Source organism: Enterobacter sp. JS8-1 (assembly GCF_049187015.1).
In the GTDB taxonomy this organism is placed as follows: domain Bacteria; phylum Pseudomonadota; class Gammaproteobacteria; order Enterobacterales; family Enterobacteriaceae; genus Enterobacter; species Enterobacter mori.
Genome location: NZ_CP185805.1, coordinates 2,977,038 through 2,997,623, shown reverse-complemented (window position 1 = coordinate 2,997,623; position 20,586 = coordinate 2,977,038). Strand labels below are relative to the sequence as shown.

Sequence of the window (20,586 nt, the reverse complement as noted above, 5' to 3'; positions counted from 1 at the left end):
CTATGCTAACGAAACTCAAAATTTACAGCGCAATCAGCCTGATTATTGGCCTGTTTGCGGTGATGCTGTTCGGCGTAACAGCCTATTCCGTCTACGACGCCGTCTCCAATAACCACAATTTCAAACGCATTGTGGTGGCGGCTGACAATAACGATCAGATGCGCGATGCGGCCTATAACATCAGTGCGGTAATGGCCAATACCAACGGGCTGATGCTGCAGGCGGCGCTGGGTAATCCGGTCTCTGAGAACGTCGCCAAACACACCCTGAACGTGGTGAAAATTGCGCGTAGCAATATGGATGCGTTTATGGCCTCACCGTTTAATACCCCGGAAGAGAGCCGTCTGGCGGGTGAAGTAAACGCGGCGTTCAACGAGGTGTATAAAGTCGCTAACGTGAAGCTAGGTTACCTGCACAACCCGGCGGGCTATACCGGCTCGCTGGAAAACGATATGGAGCTGCGCACCGCGCTGCGTAATAAGGTCGATCAGTATACGGATGCCAGCGCGCGCCTGAGCGAGAGCTACGTTCAGGCATCCGAGCGCGGCTACCAGATTATGATGGGCGTCGGGATCACTGTGCTGATCCTGGCCGTAGCGCTGCTGTTCGCCGTGCGCTTCTGGCTGCGCCATACCCTGGTGCGTCGTATGGAGACCACGGTAGAGATGTTGCGTCGCGTGGCGGCGGGCGATCTCAGTCAGGTGATTGAGAGCGGTAGCCAGAATGAAATCGGCAATATGCTGACCGAACTGGAGACCATGCGTACCTCTCTGACCGGCACCATCCTCGGGATCCGTGACAGCGTGCAGCGTATCCACACCAACGCCCAGGAAATTGCCCACGGCAATAACGATCTCTCTTCCCGCACCGAAGAGCAGGCGGCGGCGCTGCAGGAGACGGCGGCCAGCATGGAGCAGATCAAAACCACCGTGCGTCAGAACGCCGACAACGCCCACGCGGCGCGTGAACTGGCGGAAAGCGCCAGCACCAATGCCCATAACGGCGGGGAAGTGATGCAGAGTCTGGAGCAGATCATGGCGCAAATTACCACCAGCTCGCGCCAGATTGCCGACATCAACGGCGTGATCGATAGCATTGCCAATCAGACCAACATTCTGGCCCTGAACGCGGCGGTGGAAGCGGCACGCGCGGGCGAGCAGGGACGTGGCTTTGCGGTCGTTGCTGAAGAAGTGCGCAACCTGGCGAAACGCAGCGCCGATGCGGCCAAAGAGATCAACCAGCTGATCAACACCAGCGTGAGCAACATTGATATCGGTTCACGTCAGGTTGGACAGGCCAGCACCGTGATGCAGGAGATTGTGACCTCCGTTGCGCAGGTGACGCAGATCATGGGCGAAATCACCTCGGCCTCCGACGAGCAGAGCGCGGGCATCAACCAGATTTCGCAGGCCGTCAATGAGATGGATCTGGTGACCCAGCAGAATGCGGCGATGGTGGAAGAGGCGGCCATGGCGGCGGGCGAACTGGAAGCGCAGTCCGATGCGCTGGAAAAACTGGTGGCCCAGTTCAGGCTGAGCCACGAGAGCACCGTGGCGAACACAACCGTGCAGGCGAATAAGCCGCAGCGTCAAAAAGAGCCAGACCTGGCCCAGTGGGAAACCTTTTAATTACCGTCATTAATACGGCTATTTTATTAGATCGCCTGTTAATACAAGCGAAGTAGCAGAATGCGCATTTTTATAAAAGCTTATCGCACTATTTGAATGCGCCATTTCACCGGATAATTCTTAAAGAGAATAGCAGGTGGAATGCAATCGTGGATGGTATTTATACGGCCGAAGGGCTGGAAGATAAATCGGTAGTCTGGTCTAAATATCACTATCTGGTGCGGCAGGAAGCATTGCGTTTACATAAACGGCTTCCTGCCAGCGTCGAGCTGGATGATTTAATTCAGGCGGGCTCCATCGGTTTTTTAAGTGCAGTCGAAAGCTTTGATCCGAAAAAAGGGGTGGCGCTCACGGCGTGGATCACCCAGCGGGTAAAATGGGCATTATTAGACGAGCTGAGAGAAAATGACTGGGTTCCGCGTCGGGTACGAACCCATACGCGGGAAATCGTCGCGCTTATTCAGCAAATCGAGCAGGAGAAAGGGGGAGAGGCCACCGAAGCTGAAATTGCGGAGCGCATGGGGGTCTCGCTGCCGGAATTCCAGCAGATGCTGGCGGATAATAACTCCAGCCAAATGTATTCGATTGATGAACTCCAGGAGAATTACGCAGACAGCTGGGAAACGAGTGATGACGAAAATGAGCAGCTTAATCCACTGAATGATGCCATCAGGCAGAATTTGTTAGGGCGGCTGACGGAGTATATTCAGTTCATTCCCGAAAGAGAACAGGTACTGCTGCAGCTTTATTATCTCCAGGATTTGAATATGAAAGAAATTGGGCTGGTTCTGGGGGTCACGGAAACACGCGTAAGCCAGCTGCACAGCCTGGCCGTTAAAAGGTTAAGAAGTCGTATGGAGTCAGCGGGAAGATAATTACACAGTATTAACATTTATAATGTTAATACTGTGAGCAAGGCAGGATTAATGGTTAAAATCAAGGTTTAATAACGTTTAACAATGCTTTATTAACTCTTTAAATCAATGGTTTAACCTCAATCTGAGGATTTAGGGAAATTTCTGTCGCTTGTTCGGAAAATGCTGAGTGTTTATGATTTTGCCAGTTTTGTGATGCAGCCTCCTTTGGCATTGATATGACAGTGTCGCATTTACTGAGGAAGATTGACTTACCTCAGTGAATATCAATACCAAAAGACTCTCTGCATCAGTTCGGAAACGTTATCTATCTAAACTGACATGCCAGCGATTGGCTGAATAACATTGGGAGTTTTCACCTGTGTCCAATTTTGACGAGTATCTGCAAAATATTCACGATATTAACCTGTCCTATCTTCTGCTGGCTCAACAGCTGATCCGCCAGGATAAATTTGCGGCCGGTTTTCGCCTTGGATTATCTGAAGGAACCATTGATAACCTGAAAGAGCTTTCGCTGCCGCAATTAATGAAGCTGGCAACGACCAATCAGCTTATTTGTCGTCTGCGCGTTGACGATGAAGTGGTGATTGAAAATTTGACCAAGGATTCGCGTATTGAAGCGCTGCAGCAGATCCACACGGGTATTATTTTGTCAACGAATCTTCTGAACGCGCTGAGTGAAGAAGAGACTGTCGCGGCGCAGGAGGCATAATATGTGTGGTGAAAAGAGTTTGCTGCAGGAAATTGAAGAAGTGAATATCGCCATGGGGTTAATTTCACTCGGGGCGAGAATGCAGGTGCTGGAATCGGAAACGTCGCTGAGTCGCCGTCGTCTTCTGCGCTTATATAAAGAATTACGCGGCTGTCCGCCGCCGAAAGGCATGCTGCCCTTTTCTGAAGACTGGTTCATGTCGTGGGAGCAGAATATTCACTCGTCAATGTTCTACAACATTTATCTGTATTTAAAAAAGACCGAACAGGGGCGTTCCATTGAAATGCTGATGAAGACCTATCGCCTGTATCTGGAGCAGTGCAGCACCTGTTCCGATGAGAAGCCGGTGCTGGGTCTGACGCGTGCCTGGACATTATTACGTTTTATCGACTGCGGCATTATTTCGCGTAAAGCCTGCAGCGTCTGCGGCGGCGGTTTTATCGTCACCACGGAATTCATTAAAAACCCATTTACCTGCAGCTTGTGCAGTCCACCGTCGCGTGCGCTTAAAAAATCCCAGGTGAGCAACACCGGGCTTCTGGGCAAATTCGCCGCGCCGGAAATCCTGACGGCGTAATCCCTGACGAGCGGCTATGCGCAAGATGGCGTTTATATCCTAATCTGATGCCGGGAAAACCGGCATCGGTCATAGAGAGCAAAAGGAGAAAGTGTGTTAGTTATTGTTGGCTATCTTGTTGTCATACTGACCGTTTTTGGTGGTTTTATTCTGTCCGGCGGTAACCTGATGGCGCTGTTCCAGCCGCTGGAACTGCTGATTATCGGCGGTGCCGGGGTGGGGGCGTTTATCGTCGGCAACAACGTCAAATCCCTGAAGGCCACGGGGAAAGCGATGGTGAAAATCTTTGTTGGCAAACGCTACAACAAAGTTGTGTATATGGACCTGATGGCCCTGATGTTCCTGCTGCTCTCCCAGAGCCGCGTGCACGGGCTGATGTCGCTGGAAAAGGACATTGAAGACCCGCAGAACAGCGATATTTTCAGCGCCTATCCCCGCCTGATGAGCGACTCGATGCTCGCCAACTTTATCCTCGACTACTTCCGCCTGATGATTGGCGGCAGCATGAACTCTCATGAAATCGAAGCCCTGATGGACGAAGAGATCGAAACCTGCGAAGAGGAGCTGGAAGTGCCTGCTCACAGCCTGAACACCGTGGGCGACGCGTTTCCGGCGTTCGGTATTGTGGCGGCGGTGATGGGCGTCGTGAACGCGCTGGGCTCGGCGGATCGCCCGGCGGCGGAGCTGGGCATGCTGATTGGTCACGCGCTGGTGGGCACCTTCCTTGGGATCCTGATCGCCTATGGTTTCGTGTTACCGCTGGCGACGCTGCTGCGTCAGAAGAGTTCAGACCAGGTCAAAGTGTTGCAGTGCATCAAAGTGACGCTGCTTTCCAGCCTCAACGGCTATGCGCCGCAGATTGCGGTTGAGTTTGGCCGTAAAACCATCTTTACCAGTGAACGTCCGTCGTTTGAAGAGCTGGAAGAGCACGTGCGCGAAGTGAAATCCAACGCCACGCTGAAAACCAAATCGTCGGACGGCGCCGCATGAAGAACGTCACGCCTGTCATCATTTCACGCAAGCGCAAAAAGAAGAAACACGCGCACCACGGCGGGACGTGGAAGATTGCCTATGCCGACTTTATGACCGCAATGATGGCCTTCTTTCTGGTGATGTGGCTGCTGTCGCAGTCCACGGACATGGAAAGGGAGCTGATTGCCGACTACTTCCGCATGCCGCTGAAGCCGTCGATGGCGAACGGCGATAAAACCAGCCTGAGCGACAGCGTCATCCCCGGCGGCGGTGATGACATACTCAAGCGGCAGGGCGAAGTGTTTAAAGGACAGCTTAGCCAAATCGATAAGCACAAGCGTTTTGAAAGCCTGAAGCAGGCGAAAGAAAAGCTGCAGAAGATGATTGAAACCGATCCGCGGCTGAACAACTTCAAGTCAAATATTCTGCTGAACCTCACCAACGACGGGCTGCTGATCCAGATCACCGACTCGCAGGACCGTCCGATGTTCCGCGTGGGCAGTGAGCTGCCGGAATCCTACATGAACGGCATTTTGCAGGCGCTGGTGCCGCTGCTGCAGGAACTGCCCAACGCGCTGAGCCTGACGGGGCACACCGACTCGCTGCCGTATGCGGGTGGCGACGGCGGCTACAGCAACTGGGAACTCTCCGCCGGTCGCGCGAATGCAGCCCGCCGGGTGTTAGTCCGGGGCGGGCTTAACGATGAGCGCTTCTTACGCGTGATCGGCACCGCCAGCCGAATGCCGCTGGAAAACACCCCCCCGGAGAGCGCGGTCAACCGCCGCATCAGCATTCTGATCCTCAGCCGTTCGAAAGAGCAGGCGATCCGTCTGGAAGATACGCAGGCTCAGCGCGCAGACAGCGTGCTGAGCGATATCAATCTGCAAAACGTGCAGGGCTATACCGATGGACATGAATGATTTTTCGCAGATCTTTTTTACCGAGGCGCAAGAGCTGCTGGCTGAAATGGAACAGCATCTGCTGCAGCTGGACGTGGCGATGCCGGACCCGGAGCAGCTAAACGCCATCTTTCGTGCCGCGCACTCGCTGAAAGGGGGCGCGGCCACCTTTGGGTTTACCGCATTACAGGAGACGACCCACCTGCTGGAGAACCTCCTCGACCAGGCGCGGGCAGGGGAGAGAACGCTCAGTCGCTCAATCATCAATCTTTTTCTGGAATGTAAGGACATTATGCAAGCGCAGCTGGAAGCCTATCAGTCTTCGCAGGAGCCTGATGAAGCACGTTTTCGCTATATCTGTGAAGCACTGAGGGAGATAGCTCTTGAAGGTCAGCAGCCCTCGACGCCAGCGGAACCCGCGCCAACGCCTGCCAGTACGGCTCCGGAGACGGAAACCACGCTGGTAGTGACCCTGCGTAACGTCGAGGCGCGCGAGCAGGCGATGCTGCGCGACGAGCTGACCAATATGGGCGAGATGGCTGACGTTGAGGCGACGTCAGACAGCATGACCGTGACGCTGCGGACCACCGCTACGGCGGACGATATCACCGCCGTGCTCTGCTTTGTGCTCGACAGCAAGCAGATCGAGGTTCGTCCTGCGCAAGCCACACCGCCGGTACAAACGCCTGTCGCGCTGCCGGAGGCCGTTGTCAAAAAAACACCGCCCGCGCCGCGTGCGGGGAATCAGGAGTCGGGCAGCATTCGCGTGGCGGTGAGTAAAGTCGACCAGATCATTAACCAGGTCGGCGAGCTGATCATCACCCAGGCGATGCTTTCCCAGTTGTCGAAGACCCTCGACCCTGCCAGCTACGATCTGCTCTCCGGCTGCGTGGCGCAGATGGAGCGCAACACCCGCGAGCTGCAGGAGTCGGTGATGTCCATTCGCATGATGCCGATGGATTACGTCTTTAGCCGCTTCCCGCGGCTGGTGCACGACCTGGGCTCACGCCTGAATAAAGAGGTTGAGCTGACCCTTAAGGGCGGGTCAGCCGAGCTGGATAAGAGCCTGATCGAGCGCATTATCGATCCGCTGACCCACCTGGTGCGTAACAGCCTTGACCACGGCATTGAAGAGAAAGAGATGCGCGCCGCCAAAGGTAAACCGGTGACCGGGAACCTGACGCTTTCAGCCGAACACCACGGTGGCAATATCGTCATTGAGGTCAGCGACGATGGCGCAGGGCTGAACCGGGAGAAGATCCTCGCCAAAGCGCGCTCGCAGGGGATGACCATCAGCGACACCATGAGTGATGACGACGTATGGATGCTGATCTTCGCCGCCGGTTTCTCCACCGCCGAGAGCGTGACGGACGTCTCCGGGCGCGGCGTCGGCATGGACGTGGTGCGACGCAACATTCTGGCGATGGGCGGCCACGTGGACGTGCTCTCGACGCCGGGTGCCGGGACGACTATCCGCATTATCCTGCCGCTGACGCTGGCGATCCTTGACGGCATGCTGGTGAAGGTGGGGGACGAGATTTACGTTCTGCCGCTGGGTGCGGTGATGGAATCGCTGCGGCCCACCGACGACATGCTGTGCCGCTTTGTCGGCGAAGAGCGCCTGCTGCAGGTGCGCGGCGAGTATCTGCCGCTGGTGCAGCTGCGCCAGCGTCTATCGGTGGCGGGTGCGCCTGCCGACGACGGCATTGTGGTCATCGTGCAAAGCGCGGGCTGCCGCTATGCGCTGTGGGTCGATCAGCTTATCGGCCAGCAGCAGGTGGTGGTCAAAAACCTTGAACATAACTACCGCAAAGTTCCTGGCGTCTCTGCTGCCACCATCCTCGGAGATGGCAGCGTGGCGCTGATCCTTGATGTGGTTGAGCTTTCGACGCTCAACGCGCCACAGCCCCAGAGGGAGGGGGTAAACGCATGACTGTAGCAACCGCCAGTAAACCCGCCGCAACCGACGCCATCGCGCAGGAGTACCTGGTATTCCGCCTGGGCGACGAAGAGTACGGCATTGATATTCTCAAAGTGCAGGAGATCCGCGGCTGCGATCGCCTGACACGTATTCCGAACGCGCCGAATTTTATTACTGGCGTGACCAACCTGCGCGGCGTGATTGTGCCAATTGTCGATCTGCGTGTGCGCTTTGACCTGCCCGACCCGTCGCAGGACGACAAAACGGTGGTGATTGTGCTCAATCTGAATGACCGCGTGGTGGGTATTGTGGTTGACGGCGTGGCGGACGTGCTGTCGATTGACGTGGATAACATCAAGCCGACCCCGGACGTGGCCTCGGTGCTCTCTGGCCGTTACCTGCTTGGCCTGGGGGTGCTCGACAGCCGAATGATTATTTTGGTGAATATTGAGATGCTGCTGAGCCGCGAGGAGATGGCGCTGGTGGATGCGGCGACGGAGACATACATCGATTCTCACTGAGGTGCAGCGGGCTTTCCGGACACACATCAGCGGCAGAGGTTGCCGCTGATTCATAAGTCGCTATTATGAATGTCCGAGTTTCTAGAAAGCGCTAAGGATTGCCAGAAAGTATGCCCGTCAATTTCGACCTCAACGATCTTTACGCCTTCAGAGCCCTGGTGGAGTACGGTAATTTCCGTATTGCGGCAGAATCTATCTGCATTTCGCAGTCAGCCTTAAGCCGCCGCATCGAAAAGCTGGAGGCGGCAGTGGGGGCCAAACTGTTCGACAGAACCACCCGGCGCGTGATGCTGACGCTCTTCGGGCAAACCTTTGCCGAACGCTGTGGGGTGCTTCTGGAAAACGTGGAGTCGATGCTGGCCGATATCGACAAGGTGAGCGAGGAGCGTACCGGACTTATTACCGTCGCCACGGTGCCTTCGGCGGCCTGTCATTTTATGCCGGAGGTCATCCGCCAGTTCCACAGCCGCTATCCGCGGGTGCGCATCAAGCTTATCGACAGCAGCGCGGGCAACGTGATTGAGGCGGTGGCCAGCGGGCAGGCGGATTTTGGCATCTGTTTTGCGAGAAGCCTGCAGCCGGATATCACTTTCATTCCGCTGGTGGAGGATGTCTACGTCGCCGCGTGCCGTCGTGACCATCCGCTGGCGGGGCGTAAGAATCTGACCTGGCAGGCGTTTTATCAGCAGGATTACATCAGCCTGGATATCACCTCCGGAAACCGCAACCTGCTCGACCAGATGCTCGGCCACATTAAGCCCGAGCGTCCGGGGATCTGTGAAACGCGCCACGTCACCACGATGCTGGGGATGGTGGAGGCGGGGATTGGCATTGCGGCCGTCCCCGCGATGTCAATGCCGCACGCTGAACATTCGATTCTGACGCAGATCCCGCTGATCGAGCCCGAAGTCAAACGCACTGTCGGGCTGATTCGGCGCAGCGGGCGCATTCAGTCATGGATTGCCGCCGAGCTGGAAACGCTGATTACCGCGCGCTATCGCGCGGCGTAGTGACGGGGATCATCCCGGTAGCGGTAATGGTCTCCTGCGCACTGGCTGACGCGAGGTAATCCAGCAGCGCTTTCGCCTCTGAGGGGTTATCCGCGTGGGCCGTCACAGCGCCGGCAAAACGGGTAATGTATTGCAGATTATCCGGGAGTTTGCCGACAAAGGTTACGCCGGGCACGGGCAACAGCTCGCTGACCTGCTGGAAACCCACGGCGTATTTCCCTTTCGCCACCTCAGAGGCGACCGGGATCCGCTCAACCTTGTGCGCTTTTCCCTCTACCTGTGCTTCAATCCCCAGTTTTTTGAACAGCTCTGTTTGTACATACCGGCCGCTGGCGCTGTCGGAATAGGCGATGGCGCTGGCGTTAAGCAGGGTCTGGCGCAGGGCGCTATCGGTGGCGATATCCGGTACCGGCGAGCCGGCTTTGACCACCACGCCGACGGGTGAATCCGCCAGTTCAACGCGCGAGCCTTCTTTTACCATCCGGTCCTTCGCCAGATGCGCCAGCGCATCACCGACCATAATCACCACGTCTGCTTTTTCACCGCGCGCCAGCCGGTTGGGGATCGCCTGCGGCGTCTTTCCCATCGACGGCCCCGGGATCAGCACAATGCGGTCGCCCGTCTGGGCTTCATACTGAGGGGCGAGCTTCTCCAGCGCGGCCTTGAAGCCGCCTGAAATCATCACCGTGACGTCCTCTGCCAGCGCGCCTGCGCTGGTCGCCATCAACACCAGCCCGGCCAGTCCTGAGCGTAAAAATGTGTGCATGTTATCCTCTCTGTACTTGCAGATTCATCGCGCTGCGGCGATAGAGATAAAGTGTTGCCAGCAGTGCGCAAATCGCCGCGAAGCTCATCCAGTAGCCAGGAGAGGCTTTATCGCCGGTATACTCAATCAGGGCCGTTGAAATGACCGGCGTAAACCCGCCGAAGACGGCGGTAGCTAGGCTGTACGCCAGTGAGAAACCGGCGACACGCACTTCAACCGGCATGATCTCCGTCAGCGCCGGGATCATCGCGCCGTTATACAGGCCGTACAGGAAAGAGAGCCACAGCAGCACGCTCAGCATCATGGAGAAGCTTGGGGCCTGCGCCAGCAGCGTTAGCGCCGGGTAGCTAGTGGCGACCGCCAGCAGCGTCATGGCAATCAGTACCGGTTTGCGTCCGAAGCGGTCCGACAGCGCGCCGCCTACCGGCAGCCAGATAAAGTTAGAAACAGCCACCAGCAGCGTGACCAGCAGGCTGTCAGAGGCGCTCAGCATCAACACCTTTTTGCCGAAGGTCGGCGCGTAGACGGTGATCAGATAGAACGCAGTGGTGGTCATCGCCACCATCAGCATGCCTGCAACCACAACCGGCCAGTTCGCCAGCAGGGTAGTAAAGACCTGACGCATCGCCAGCGTGTGGCGGCGCGCGCGAAACTCTTCCGTCTCTTCAAGCTTACGGCGCAGGAAAAAGATAAACGGCACGATTAAGCAGCCAAACAGGAACGGAATGCGCCAGCCCCATTCGCGGATGGCGCTCTCTTCCATCAGCGCGTTCAGGGCAAAGCCCATTGCCGCCGCCACCATAATCGCCACCTGCTGGCTGCCGGACTGCCAACTGGTATAAAAGCCCTTGCGGCCAGGCGTGGCGATTTCCGCCAGATAGACCGACACCCCGCCAAGCTCCGCCCCGGCGGAAAAGCCCTGCAGCAAGCGCCCCATCAACACCAGCAGCGGCGCCCACAGGCCTATGCTCTCATAGGAGGGGATCAGCACGATCAGGAAGGTTCCCGCCGCCATAATCGACAGCGTGACGATCAGCCCTTTGCGGCGGCCAACTTTGTCGATATAAGCCCCGAGGACGATGGCGCCGACAGGGCGCATCAGGAAACCTGCGCCAAAGACGGCGAAGGTCATCATCAGCGAGGCAAATTCACTGCTCGCCGGGAAAAAGGTGTGCGCGATGTAGGTGGCATAAAACCCGAACAGGAAGAAGTCGAATTGCTCAAGGAAGTTGCCGGAGGTGACGCGAAGTATCGCGCCCGCTCTTGCACGAACGGTTGCAGGTGGGGTCGAGGAAATCATGATTGTCTCCAGTTTTATCGTGACGTTATGCTCGTCTGTTTCTGAAAACTGGCTCAATAAAGGGAATTTAATAAGCGCAAATCGCGCATGGACTGATGCGTGCTGTGCATCAATGACAGGGCGTTGACCAGGATTTACAGTTCCAACAATAACTTAACAATTCATTGATTTTTCATTCACCATATTCCACTAAGTGGCTGATATCGCTGTTTTGTGACATCGCGCAGAAGATGAAGCCAGGCAGGACTTGGCCGAGATGGATGGCTAACCCGTTATCAACGATTTAACCGCCTTCTTGCCGGGTGGCGCTGCGCTTACCCGACCTACAAAACCCGTAGGCCCGTGCAAGCGTAGCGCCGCCGAGCGAAACGCGCAGAGTGCTCGTGATCAACAACTCAGCCGCCTTCTACGAGCGGCAGTAATATCGATGAAGTGCACTATTCAGCGCAGCGCCTGAGCAATCGCGCTAAACATCAGCGACGCTTCCAGCGGCTGGGCGCTGAATGACGGTTCCGCCTGCGGCCAGGTTGACCACTGGACGATGACCAGGTTTTCCTTTTGATTCACCATAATCATCTGGCCAAAGATCCCCAGCGCCCAGAGTGAATCTTTCAGCGAATCCTGCACCGCGGGCTTAACCCCTGTGGCCGTGGCGGGCACTTCGTTATTCCACCACTGATAGCCGTATAACCCTTTCGGGTGCGCCTTCGACACCGATCCCGTTGCCTGCGTCCAGTCTGCGGACTGCTTCACCCAGCCCGCGGGCAGGATCGACTTCCCGTTCGGCAATGTGCCGTTATGAAGGATGAATTGACCAAAGCGGCCCCAGTCTTCCAGCGTGGCGTTAAAGCCGTGGGCGCCGACGTCGTGCTGCCCTTTACGGTAGGCATGCCATACGCCGTCGCTCGCCATACCGTAAGGCTGCCAGATGCTTTTCTCCAGATACGCCGCGAGCGTCATGCCGGTGGCGCGTTCAAGCACGTCCCCCAGCAGCCATGCGCCGCCCGAGGAGTAGGACCAGTTTTCGCCCGCGGGATGCTCGCGGTGTAACCCCTTCACCAGCGTTCGCACGCAGTCGTAGGTGCCCGGCTTCGCTTCACACTCGGTAAGCTGCGCGAAGTCTGATTTGGGGTTGGTGTAGTCTTCGTTCCACGCCACGCCGGAGGTATGGGTGATGAGCTGTTTCAGCGTTACGCCGTCCCAGGCGGTGCCTTTTAAATCCGGTTCATATTGGGTAATAAGATCGTCCAGGGAATGAATTTTCCCCTCCTTGAGCGCCACCCCCACCAGCGCGGAGACCACCGATTTTCCCACGGAACGCGAGGTCCATAGCGTGGAGTCGGTATTGCCTTCACCCAGATATTTATAGGCCACTTTTCCGTTCTTCAGCACCAGCATACCGCTGACGTTCTGGCGTTTCAGGTAATCCTGAAGGTTCCAGGTCTTGCCGTTAACCCGGTAGCGGGCATCGGTGAGCGGTTTGTCTGCCGCAAGCAGCGGCATAGCGTTGCCGTGGCGGAACACGTCTCCCGCATAGTTGCGGTAGTCATTACGAAAGCCCACGACGCGGTCGGTCTGGCTCCAGGTTAGCATAGCATGCGCATCCGGCAGTTTTGCATCATACGGGGCAGGACACGCCGTCAGTTCGCTGCCGTGACAGGCAGCCATGACGGCGGGGGAGAACAGGCTGCTGAAAACCAGACCGGCAAGCAGAGTAAGTTTTAAGGTTTTGTTTTTCATGTTGATCTCGTTTGGTCAGGGAGGGCTTCAGTTTACGAACACGCGGTCTATAATAAAAAACGCGTTATGGGGGAAAATCCCCCGTAAATTAATGGGAGTCAGGTGTGGCAACATTGATGTATTCGTTTGCCCAGCTGGAGGCGTTCACCGCCGTGGCTGAGCACGGCAGCCTGATGAAGGCGGCCAGCAAGCTCGGAAAAGATCGCACCACTCTGCGCGATCTGATCGATTTTCTGGAAGACGGTCTGGGCTATGCGCTGTTCGTACGCGAGGGGCGCCACCTGCAATTAACGCCGGAAGGGGAGCAGCTTCAGCGTCAGGCCCATCTGCTGATGCGGCAGGTGAGGGCCTTCGAGGCGTTTGCCAGAGCGGTGCCGGACAGCGCGATGCAGGACATTTCCCTCGTCTACGATCCGTTCACGCCAAGGCCTTTTTTGCAGGCGCTGCTGGCGAAAATGGCGACGCGCAACGTTCGTTTGAGTTTGACCTGTGCCTCGCGCGACGACGCGGAAGCGATGCTGGCGCGCGGTGCGGCCGATCTGGGCATCTGCCAGGCGCGCAATCGCAGCGTCGGTAACGAGATGGAGTGGCGGGCGCTCGGCGCCATTGATATGGATTTTTACGCCTCGAAAGTGCTATTCAGGGAGAATGCGTCGCCGGTATCGCTCCTCGACCTCTCCCTTGTGCCGCAGGTGATCATGCACCCTGCGTCTGACGAACCGGTCGCGCGTCGCCTGCAAATCTCTGGGCATACGATTTTTACCAACGAGCTGGAGATGCTGCGCGGCCTGCTGGAGAAAGGGTGTGGCTGGGGATTTTTGCCGACGCATCTTCAGGCGGCGCGATGGCAAAACGTAAAAAGGCTGCACACCGAAGTGGGCAGCCAGGGGATCGGTCAAACGATGGTGACGATCTGGAAACCGGGCAGCGACAAGCGCGGGTTAATTAATGAAACGCTGTCGCTGCTGCCGTCATTGTGGAAAGACTCAGCGCTGTGAACAGCCTTTGCACTGCGCGTTCTGGATCTGCTGGAAGAAATCGTTGCCTTTGTCATCTACCAGGATAAAGGCCGGGAAGTTCTCTACTTCAATTTTCCATATGGCTTCCATACCCAGCTCCGGATACGCCACGCACTCCAGGCTCTTGATGCTGTTTTGCGCCAGTACCGCTGCCGGGCCGCCGATGCTGCCGAGGTAGAAGCCGCCGTGTTTATGGCAGGCGTCGGTGACCTGCTGGCTGCGGTTACCTTTCGCCAGCATGATCATGCTCGCGCCGTGGGATTGCAGTAAGTCCACATAGGAGTCCATACGTCCCGCAGTGGTCGGGCCGAGTGAGCCAGACGCGTAACCTTCTGGCGTTTTGGCCGGACCTGCGTAGTAAATCGGGTGATCTTTAACGTACTGCGGCAGTTCTTCCCCGTTGTCGAGCAGCTCTTTCAGCTTCGCGTGGGCGATATCGCGCGCCACGATGATGGTGCCGTTCAGCGACAGGCGGGTGGAGACCGGGTGCGCGGAAAGCTGCGCCAGGATCTCATTCATCGGCTTGTCGAGATTGATGCTCACCACATCGCCTTCACCCTGTTGACGCAGGGACTCAGGAATATACTGGCCCGGATTGTGTTCCAGCTTCTCAATCCAGATCCCGTCGCGGTTGATTTTCGCTTTGATATTACGGTCAGCGGAGCAGGAGACGCCCATGCCGATTGGGCAGGAGGCACCGTGGCGCGGCAGGCGGATCACGCGAATGTCGTGGGCAAAGTATTTGCCGCCAAACTGCGCGCCCAGACCAAGGTTCTGCGCTTCCTGAAGCAATTCCTGTTCGAGCTGAACATCACGGAACGCCTGACCGTGTTCGTTGCCTTCGGTTGGCAGCGCATCGTAGTAGCGGGTGGAAGCCAGCTTCACGGTTTTCAGCGTGGCTTCCGCTGAGGTTCCGCCGATAACAAAGGCAATGTGGTACGGCGGGCAGGCTGCGGTGCCCAGGGTGCGCATCTTCTCAACCAGGTAGTTTTTCAGCTTCGCCGGGGTGATCAGCGCTTTGGTTTCCTGGTAGAGATAGGTTTTGTTGGCAGAACCGCCGCCTTTCGCCATGCACAGGAATTTATACTCGTCGCCGTCCACGCTGTAGAGGTCAATCTGCGCGGGCAGGTTGGTGCCGGTATTCACCTCTTTATACATATCCAGCGCCGCATTCTGCGAGTAGCGCAGGTTATCTTCAATGTAGGTGTTATAGACACCCTGGCTCAGGGCCGCTTCGTCACCGCCGCCGGTCCAGACGCGCTGGCCTTTTTTGCCCATGATGATCGCGGTGCCGGTATCCTGACAGGTTGGCAGCACGCCTTTTGCGGCAATTTCAGAGTTACGCAGGAACTGCAGGGCAACGTATTTGTCGTTCTGGCTGGCCTCCGGGTCGTTCAGGATCGCGGCAACCTGCTTCTGATGGGAAGGACGCAGCATAAACGCAGCATCGTGGAAGGCCTGCTGCGCCAGCAGGGTCAGGGCTTCAGGCTCCACTTTCAGGACTTCCTGACCGTCGAACTCGGCAACGGAAACGTGCTCTTTGGTCAGCAGATAGTATTCGGTGTCATCGTGCGCGAGAGGGAAGGGGTTTTGGTAGATAAACGGTTTGTTTGACATAGCGTATTGCTCCACAAAAATAAAACCGCCGGAGGAGAAGTCCGGCGGTCAGGAATCAGAACATCATGGACATCCACGGATAACCAATCAGCAGCAGGGCCGCCAGGAAGATGGCACCGAAGATGGTGCCGAGGCGCCAGTAGTCTTTGGTTGGCAGGTAGCCGCTACCGTAGTAAATCGGGCTTGGGCCAGTACCGTACGGGGTGATGATCCCCATCACGCCCAGCGAGGTCACCATCAGCAGAACGAACACTTCCATATTCATGCCCGGGATGGTGGAAGCGATGGTCAGCATCGCTGGCAGCAGCGCGGTAGTGTGCGCGGTGGTGCTGGCAAACAGGTAGTGCAGCAGGTAGAACGCCAGCAGCAGGACGATGGTGGCCACACCCGGCGAGATACCGCTCATTAACAGACCGCCTTCTTTACCCAGCCAGCTAATAAAGCCGGTGGAGGAGAGGCCATCTGCCAGGGCTACCAGCGTGGCGAACCAGACGAAGGTGTTCCATGCGGCTTTGTTACCGGTGATATCGTTCCACTCCAGTACGCCGGTCCACAGCATCAGACCGACGATAAGCAGGGCAGCCATTGCCGGTTCAATCCATGCGGCAGCGAAGATCCACATCAGCAGCGCACAGCATACGAACACCAGCAGCAGGATTTCGTTGCGGGACAGTTTGCCCAGTTTTTCGAGTTCACGGGTCGCCCACAGCGGTACTTCGTCGTTCACTTTTACTTCAGGTGGATAGAACCAGTAAGCCAGCAGCGGCATGGTCAGAATCAGCAGCACGCCCAGCGGCAGGAAGGCGATGAACCAGGTGCCCCAGGAGATGTTGATCCCGACAGTGCTTTTCACCAGCGCCAGCGCCAGCAGGTTAGGAGCCAGAGCAGAAAGGAACATCGAACTGGTGATACAGGCCGCGGTGATCGCCACCCACATCAGGTACGAACCAATCTTACGCGCGCTTGGGTCATTAGGTTTTGAACCGTACAGCGGCGGCAGGTTAGCGATGATTGGGTAGATAGTCCCGCCGCTGCGCGCGGTGTTGGACGGGGTAAACGGTGCCAGCAGCAGGTCCGCGAAGGTGATAGCGTAACCGAGCGTCAGGCTGCGACGGCCCAGGTACTTCACCAGAATCAGCGCCAGACGGCGGCCGAAGCGGGTTTTGTCATAGCCTGCGGCAAACATGAAGGCACCGAAGATCAGCCAGACGGTTGAGTTACCAAAACCGCTCACCGCCCACTTAAAGGAGGCACCTGCCAGCTTGAATTTCGGGTCAGCCAGCTGTTCCGGGCTGAAGAGTACCCACTGGCTGCAGAGGGCAATGGCGACCACACCGGTCAGACCGATCACCGCACCCGGCAGCGGTTCGAAGATCAAACCCACGATCACGCCAACAAAGATAGCGAAGTAGTGCCATGCGTAAGGCGGCAACCCTTCAGGAACGGGAACAAACAGCAGCAGTACGGCGACAACGATGGGCAGCGCCATCATAAGCAGTCGTTTTGCTTTTCCGTTTGATGCCTGATTCGCCACAGGAGGCGTTACAGCAGTTTTTGTATTCATAGTTTCACGTCTTAAGTTGTTAAGAATGCTTTTTATACTGAAATGACAAATTCGATTTCTTTAGTTTCTTTTTGCTTTATTTAGTTATTTAAGATGCGTTTTTGTCGTTTCTGGAATAATGGTTTAACGCATATTGGTGTGCGTTAAATTAAAAAATATGATGTTTATATATTGCGCCTTTGGATGCCATAACTATTGATCGCGATCAAAAAAACAGAATTGCCGTCTTATTTTTATTCTTTTTTTAATAACCACTCAGGCGTATGTGGGTATTATGCTTTTTTAAGATCAGATTTATCAATTTGATAACATGATAAAAATGGGGTTTAATGTAAGTTGTTGATATTATACAATTTATATTGTTATTGGCTCTATGGTAAGACCATTGCTATTTTAACGAATTTTAAATTATTGTGAACGGGTGAATTATTGTTGCTAACACCAATGTGTTATTAATGTTATTGAAGGGATTAAATAGTTTTTTAACTAACGTAATAACTTTAGAAACTAAAAAAATCATTATATTACTATCATGACATCGGCATAAAAACGCGAAATAAAACTGAGCCCGATAACGAATTCTTAATTTTTAAAGTTTGGAGTTTTTATTATGAGCACTAACGAACGTATTCTAAGCCCCTTCACATTACCGAATGGCACTGAACTGAAAAACCGTTTGTTAATGGCACCCATGACAACCTGCACGGGCTACTATGATGGCACGGTCACCAGCGAGCTGGTGGAGTACTATCGGGCGCGTTCTGGCAGCATCGGAACCATTATTGTCGAGTGCTGTTTTGTTGACGATCTCGGCCTTGCCTTCCCGGGCGCAATCGGCATCGATAATGACGAAAAGATCGCCGGGCTGGCGAAAATCGCGGAGGCGATAAAATCTAAAGGCTCTAAAGCCCTGCTGCAGATCTACCACGGCGGCCGCATGGTCGACCCAAAACTGATCGGTGGCCGTACGCCGGTTGGCCCAAGCGCCGTTGCCGCGCCGCGTGAAGGTGCCGCAACGCCGGTTGCCCTGACCGCTGCAGAAGTGGAAGGCATGATCGGTAAGTTTGGTGAAGCCGTGCGCCGCGCCATTCAGGCCGGTTTCGACGGTGTGGAGATCCACGGGGCAAACACCTATCTGATTCAGCAGTTCTATTCACCGAATTCAAACCAGCGCGACGACGAATGGGGCGGCAGCCGCGATAACCGCGCGAAATTCCCGCTGGCGGTTCTGGATATCACCCACAAAATGGTGCGCCAGTACGCGGACGACGCGTTCATTATTGGCTATCGCTTCTCGCCAGAAGAGATGGAAGTCCCCGGCATTCGCTTTGACGACACCATGTATCTGCTGGAAAAACTGGCGGCGCGCGGCGTGGACTATCTGCACTTCTCCGTCGGCGCGACCCTGCGTCCTTCCATTGTCGACACCCAGGACCCAACGCCGCTTATCGAAAAATACTGCGCGATGCGTTCTGACACGCTGGCGCAGGTTCCGGTCATGGGCGTGGGCGGCGTGGTGAATGCCGCTGACGTCAATGAAGCGCTGGACCATGGTTACGATCTGATTGCCGTTGGTCGTGCGACCATTGCGTACCCTGACTGGACCGACCGCATCGCGGCTGGCGAAAACCTTGAGCTGTTTATGGACAGCACCAAACGCGAAGAGCTGAGCATTCCTGAACCGCTGTGGCGCTTCTCGCTGGTGGAAGCGATGATCCGCGACATGAGCATGGGTGAATCTAAATTCAAACCAGGCACCTTCACTGAGAAAGTGCAGGACGACGCCAGCGAGCTGGTGATTAACGTCAGCCTCGAAACCGACCGGATTGCAGACATCGAGCTCGCGTCTGGCCCGAGTGAAGACGTTGAGTTTGTGACCAGCTTTGAAGAGATCCGTACCCGCATCCTGGACGCTAACACCCCGCACGTGGATGCCATCACTGGCGCAACCAGCCAGAGCGAAGCGGTGAAGAAAGCCGTATCCAAAGCGATGCTGAAATCCAGCAAAGCGCTGGCGGCAGAAGAGGGCGTTGACCCGAACGAAAGCAAATGTGTGGACGTGGTGGTGATCGGTAGCGGCGGCGCAGGTCTGGCGGCAGCGATTCAGGCTCACGACGAAGGCGCAAGCGTACTGATCGTCGAGAAAATGCCCACCATCGGCGGGAACACCATCAAAGCCTCTGCCGGGATGAACGCCGCTGAAACCCGCTTCCAGCGCGTGAAAGGCATTCAGGACAGCAAAGAGCTGTTCTACCAGGAAAGCCTGAAAGGCGGCGGTAACAAGAACAATCCGGAACTGCTGCGTCGCTTTGTGGAAAATGCGCCAGAAGCCATCGAATGGCTGGCAACGCGAGGCATTATGCTTAACGACATCACCACCACCGGTGGGATGAGCATCGACCGTACTCACCGTCCAAAAGACGGCTCTGCGGTTGGGGGTTACCTGATCAGCGGCCTGGTGCGTAACGTCAACAAACGCAACATCGACGTGATGCTGGATACCACCGTCAGCGACATTATCTTCGAGAACGGTGAAGTGACCGGCGTGCGCCTGACTACCGAAGAGAACGAAACGCTCACCGTAGCCACCAAAAGCGTGATCGTGGCGACGGGCGGCTTCAGCGCCAACAGCCAGATGGTGGTCAAATACCGTCCTGACCTGGAAGGATTCGTCACCACCAACCATAAAGGGGCAACGGGTGGCGGCATCGCACTGCTGGAACGTATCGGTGCAGGCACCGTGGATATGGGCGAAATTCAGATCCACCCAACCGTTGAGCAGAAAACGTCGTACCTGATTTCCGAATCTATCCGCGGCGGCGGGGCGATTCTGGTGAACCAGAAAGGGGAGCGCTTCTACAACGAAATGTCGACCCGCGATAAAGTCTCGGCGTCAATCATCGCCCTGCCGGAGAAATATGCCTACATCGTCTTTGATGAGCATGTCCGCACGAAAAATAAAGCGGCGGATGAGTACATCGCGAAAGGTTTCGTGACCAGCGCCAGCTCGCCAAAAGCCCTGGCTGAAGCGCTGGGCATGGATCACCACGCTTTCCTGGCGACCCTGGAACGTTACAACGGTTTCGTTGAAAAACAGCACGATGATGATTTTGGCCGTACCACCGCGCTGCGTGCGCCAATCAATGAAGGGCCGTTCTATGCCATTCAGATTGCGCCGGGCGTGCACCACACCATGGGCGGCGTGACCATCAACACCGAAACCTGCGTGCTGGACAGCAACCACAACGTGCTGCCAGGGGCGTTTGCGGCCGGTGAAGTGGTCGGCGGGATCCACGGCGGTAACCGTATCGGCGGTAACGCAGTGGCAGATATCATTATTTTTGGTACGCTTGCAGGACATCAGGCGGCTATGCGTTCGAAAAAGCAGTAAGACCCCTGTGTTGTATGCCGGATACACGCAGCGTTATCCGGCATTTTCCCCGGCGGCACGGTGCTTGCCGGGGC

General features: G+C 56.1%; 16 protein-coding genes. 11 read left to right on the top strand and 5 right to left on the bottom strand.

Features of this window, described 5'->3' with window-relative positions; all coding sequences use genetic code 11:
• Positions 1–2 precede the first annotated feature (2 nt).
• From ACOQH0_RS14290 to ACOQH0_RS14250, 9 genes are all read left to right on the top strand, one after another.
• A complete protein-coding gene (locus ACOQH0_RS14290; RefSeq protein WP_421510638.1) occupies positions 3–1,628 on the top strand; it encodes a methyl-accepting chemotaxis protein in 1,626 nt (541 codons plus the stop codon).
• 149 nt (positions 1,629–1,777) lie between these two features.
• Positions 1,778–2,503, top strand: coding sequence for an RNA polymerase sigma factor FliA (gene fliA / locus ACOQH0_RS14285; RefSeq protein WP_420985379.1), 726 nt, complete (start codon positions 1,778–1,780; stop codon positions 2,501–2,503).
• A 361-nt stretch (positions 2,504–2,864) separates the two neighbouring features.
• Positions 2,865–3,215 (top strand): flagellar transcriptional regulator FlhD, encoded by a 351-nt coding sequence (gene flhD, locus ACOQH0_RS14280; RefSeq protein WP_420985364.1) that lies wholly within the window; start codon positions 2,865–2,867, stop codon positions 3,213–3,215.
• Between the two features lies 1 nt (position 3,216).
• Positions 3,217–3,792 carry a flagellar transcriptional regulator FlhC gene (flhC, locus tag ACOQH0_RS14275; RefSeq protein ID WP_420985365.1) on the top strand — a complete coding sequence of 192 codons (576 nt, stop codon included), beginning with the start codon at positions 3,217–3,219 and terminating at the stop codon, positions 3,790–3,792.
• 93 nt (positions 3,793–3,885) lie between these two features.
• Positions 3,886–4,782, top strand: coding sequence for a flagellar motor stator protein MotA (motA, locus tag ACOQH0_RS14270; RefSeq protein ID WP_421510636.1), 897 nt, complete (start codon positions 3,886–3,888; stop codon positions 4,780–4,782).
• Positions 4,779–5,684 (top strand): flagellar motor protein MotB, encoded by a 906-nt coding sequence (gene motB, locus ACOQH0_RS14265; RefSeq protein ID WP_421510634.1) that lies wholly within the window; start codon positions 4,779–4,781, stop codon positions 5,682–5,684. The genes motA and motB overlap by 4 nt, the downstream gene beginning before the upstream one ends.
• On the top strand, positions 5,671–7,596 hold the full coding sequence (gene cheA / locus ACOQH0_RS14260) for a chemotaxis protein CheA (protein WP_420985368.1): 1,926 nt from the start codon (positions 5,671–5,673) through the stop codon (positions 7,594–7,596). The genes motB and cheA overlap by 14 nt, the downstream gene beginning before the upstream one ends.
• Positions 7,593–8,105 carry a chemotaxis protein CheW gene (locus ACOQH0_RS14255; protein ID WP_420985369.1) on the top strand — a complete coding sequence of 171 codons (513 nt, stop codon included), beginning with the start codon at positions 7,593–7,595 and terminating at the stop codon, positions 8,103–8,105. Before cheA ends, ACOQH0_RS14255 begins: the two co-directional genes overlap by 4 nt.
• Before the next feature lie 110 nt (positions 8,106–8,215).
• On the top strand, positions 8,216–9,115 hold the full coding sequence (locus ACOQH0_RS14250) for a LysR family transcriptional regulator (protein ID WP_420985370.1): 900 nt from the start codon (positions 8,216–8,218) through the stop codon (positions 9,113–9,115).
• Here the strand turns inward: ACOQH0_RS14250 and ACOQH0_RS14245 are convergent.
• From ACOQH0_RS14245 to ACOQH0_RS14235, 3 genes are all read right to left on the bottom strand, one after another.
• Entirely contained in the window at positions 9,090–9,881 is a 792-nt protein-coding gene (locus tag ACOQH0_RS14245) for a substrate-binding domain-containing protein (RefSeq protein ID WP_421510633.1), read from the bottom strand. The two genes, ACOQH0_RS14250 and ACOQH0_RS14245, sit on opposite strands and share 26 nt — an antisense overlap.
• A gap of 1 nt (position 9,882) precedes the next feature.
• Positions 9,883–11,181, bottom strand: a complete 1,299-nt coding sequence (locus ACOQH0_RS14240) for an MFS transporter (RefSeq protein ID WP_421510632.1) — start codon at positions 11,179–11,181, stop codon at positions 9,883–9,885.
• Between the two features lie 441 nt (positions 11,182–11,622).
• Complete coding sequence (locus tag ACOQH0_RS14235) at positions 11,623–12,921, bottom strand: serine hydrolase domain-containing protein (protein WP_421510630.1); 1,299 nt, start codon at positions 12,919–12,921, stop codon at positions 11,623–11,625.
• Between the two features lie 116 nt (positions 12,922–13,037).
• On the opposite strand from ACOQH0_RS14235, the gene ACOQH0_RS14230 reads away from it, so the two are divergent.
• Positions 13,038–13,919, top strand: a complete 882-nt coding sequence (locus ACOQH0_RS14230) for a LysR family transcriptional regulator (RefSeq protein ID WP_421512360.1) — start codon at positions 13,038–13,040, stop codon at positions 13,917–13,919.
• Here ACOQH0_RS14230 and fumA read toward each other — a convergent pair.
• Together fumA and ACOQH0_RS14220 are read right to left on the bottom strand one after the other, a co-directional pair.
• Positions 13,908–15,557: a class I fumarate hydratase FumA gene (fumA, locus tag ACOQH0_RS14225; RefSeq protein WP_214593825.1), complete on the bottom strand. Its 1,650-nt coding sequence runs from the start codon at positions 15,555–15,557 to the stop codon at positions 13,908–13,910. The genes ACOQH0_RS14230 and fumA overlap by 12 nt on opposite strands.
• Positions 15,558–15,612: 55 nt before the next feature.
• Positions 15,613–17,121, bottom strand: coding sequence for an anion permease (locus ACOQH0_RS14220; RefSeq protein WP_256459243.1), 1,509 nt, complete (start codon positions 17,119–17,121; stop codon positions 15,613–15,615).
• 610 nt (positions 17,122–17,731) lie between these two features.
• On the opposite strand from ACOQH0_RS14220, the gene ACOQH0_RS14215 reads away from it, so the two are divergent.
• On the top strand, positions 17,732–20,512 hold the full coding sequence (locus ACOQH0_RS14215; protein WP_421510628.1) for a flavocytochrome c: 2,781 nt from the start codon (positions 17,732–17,734) through the stop codon (positions 20,510–20,512).
• The last annotated feature ends 74 nt before the right edge of the window (positions 20,513–20,586 follow it).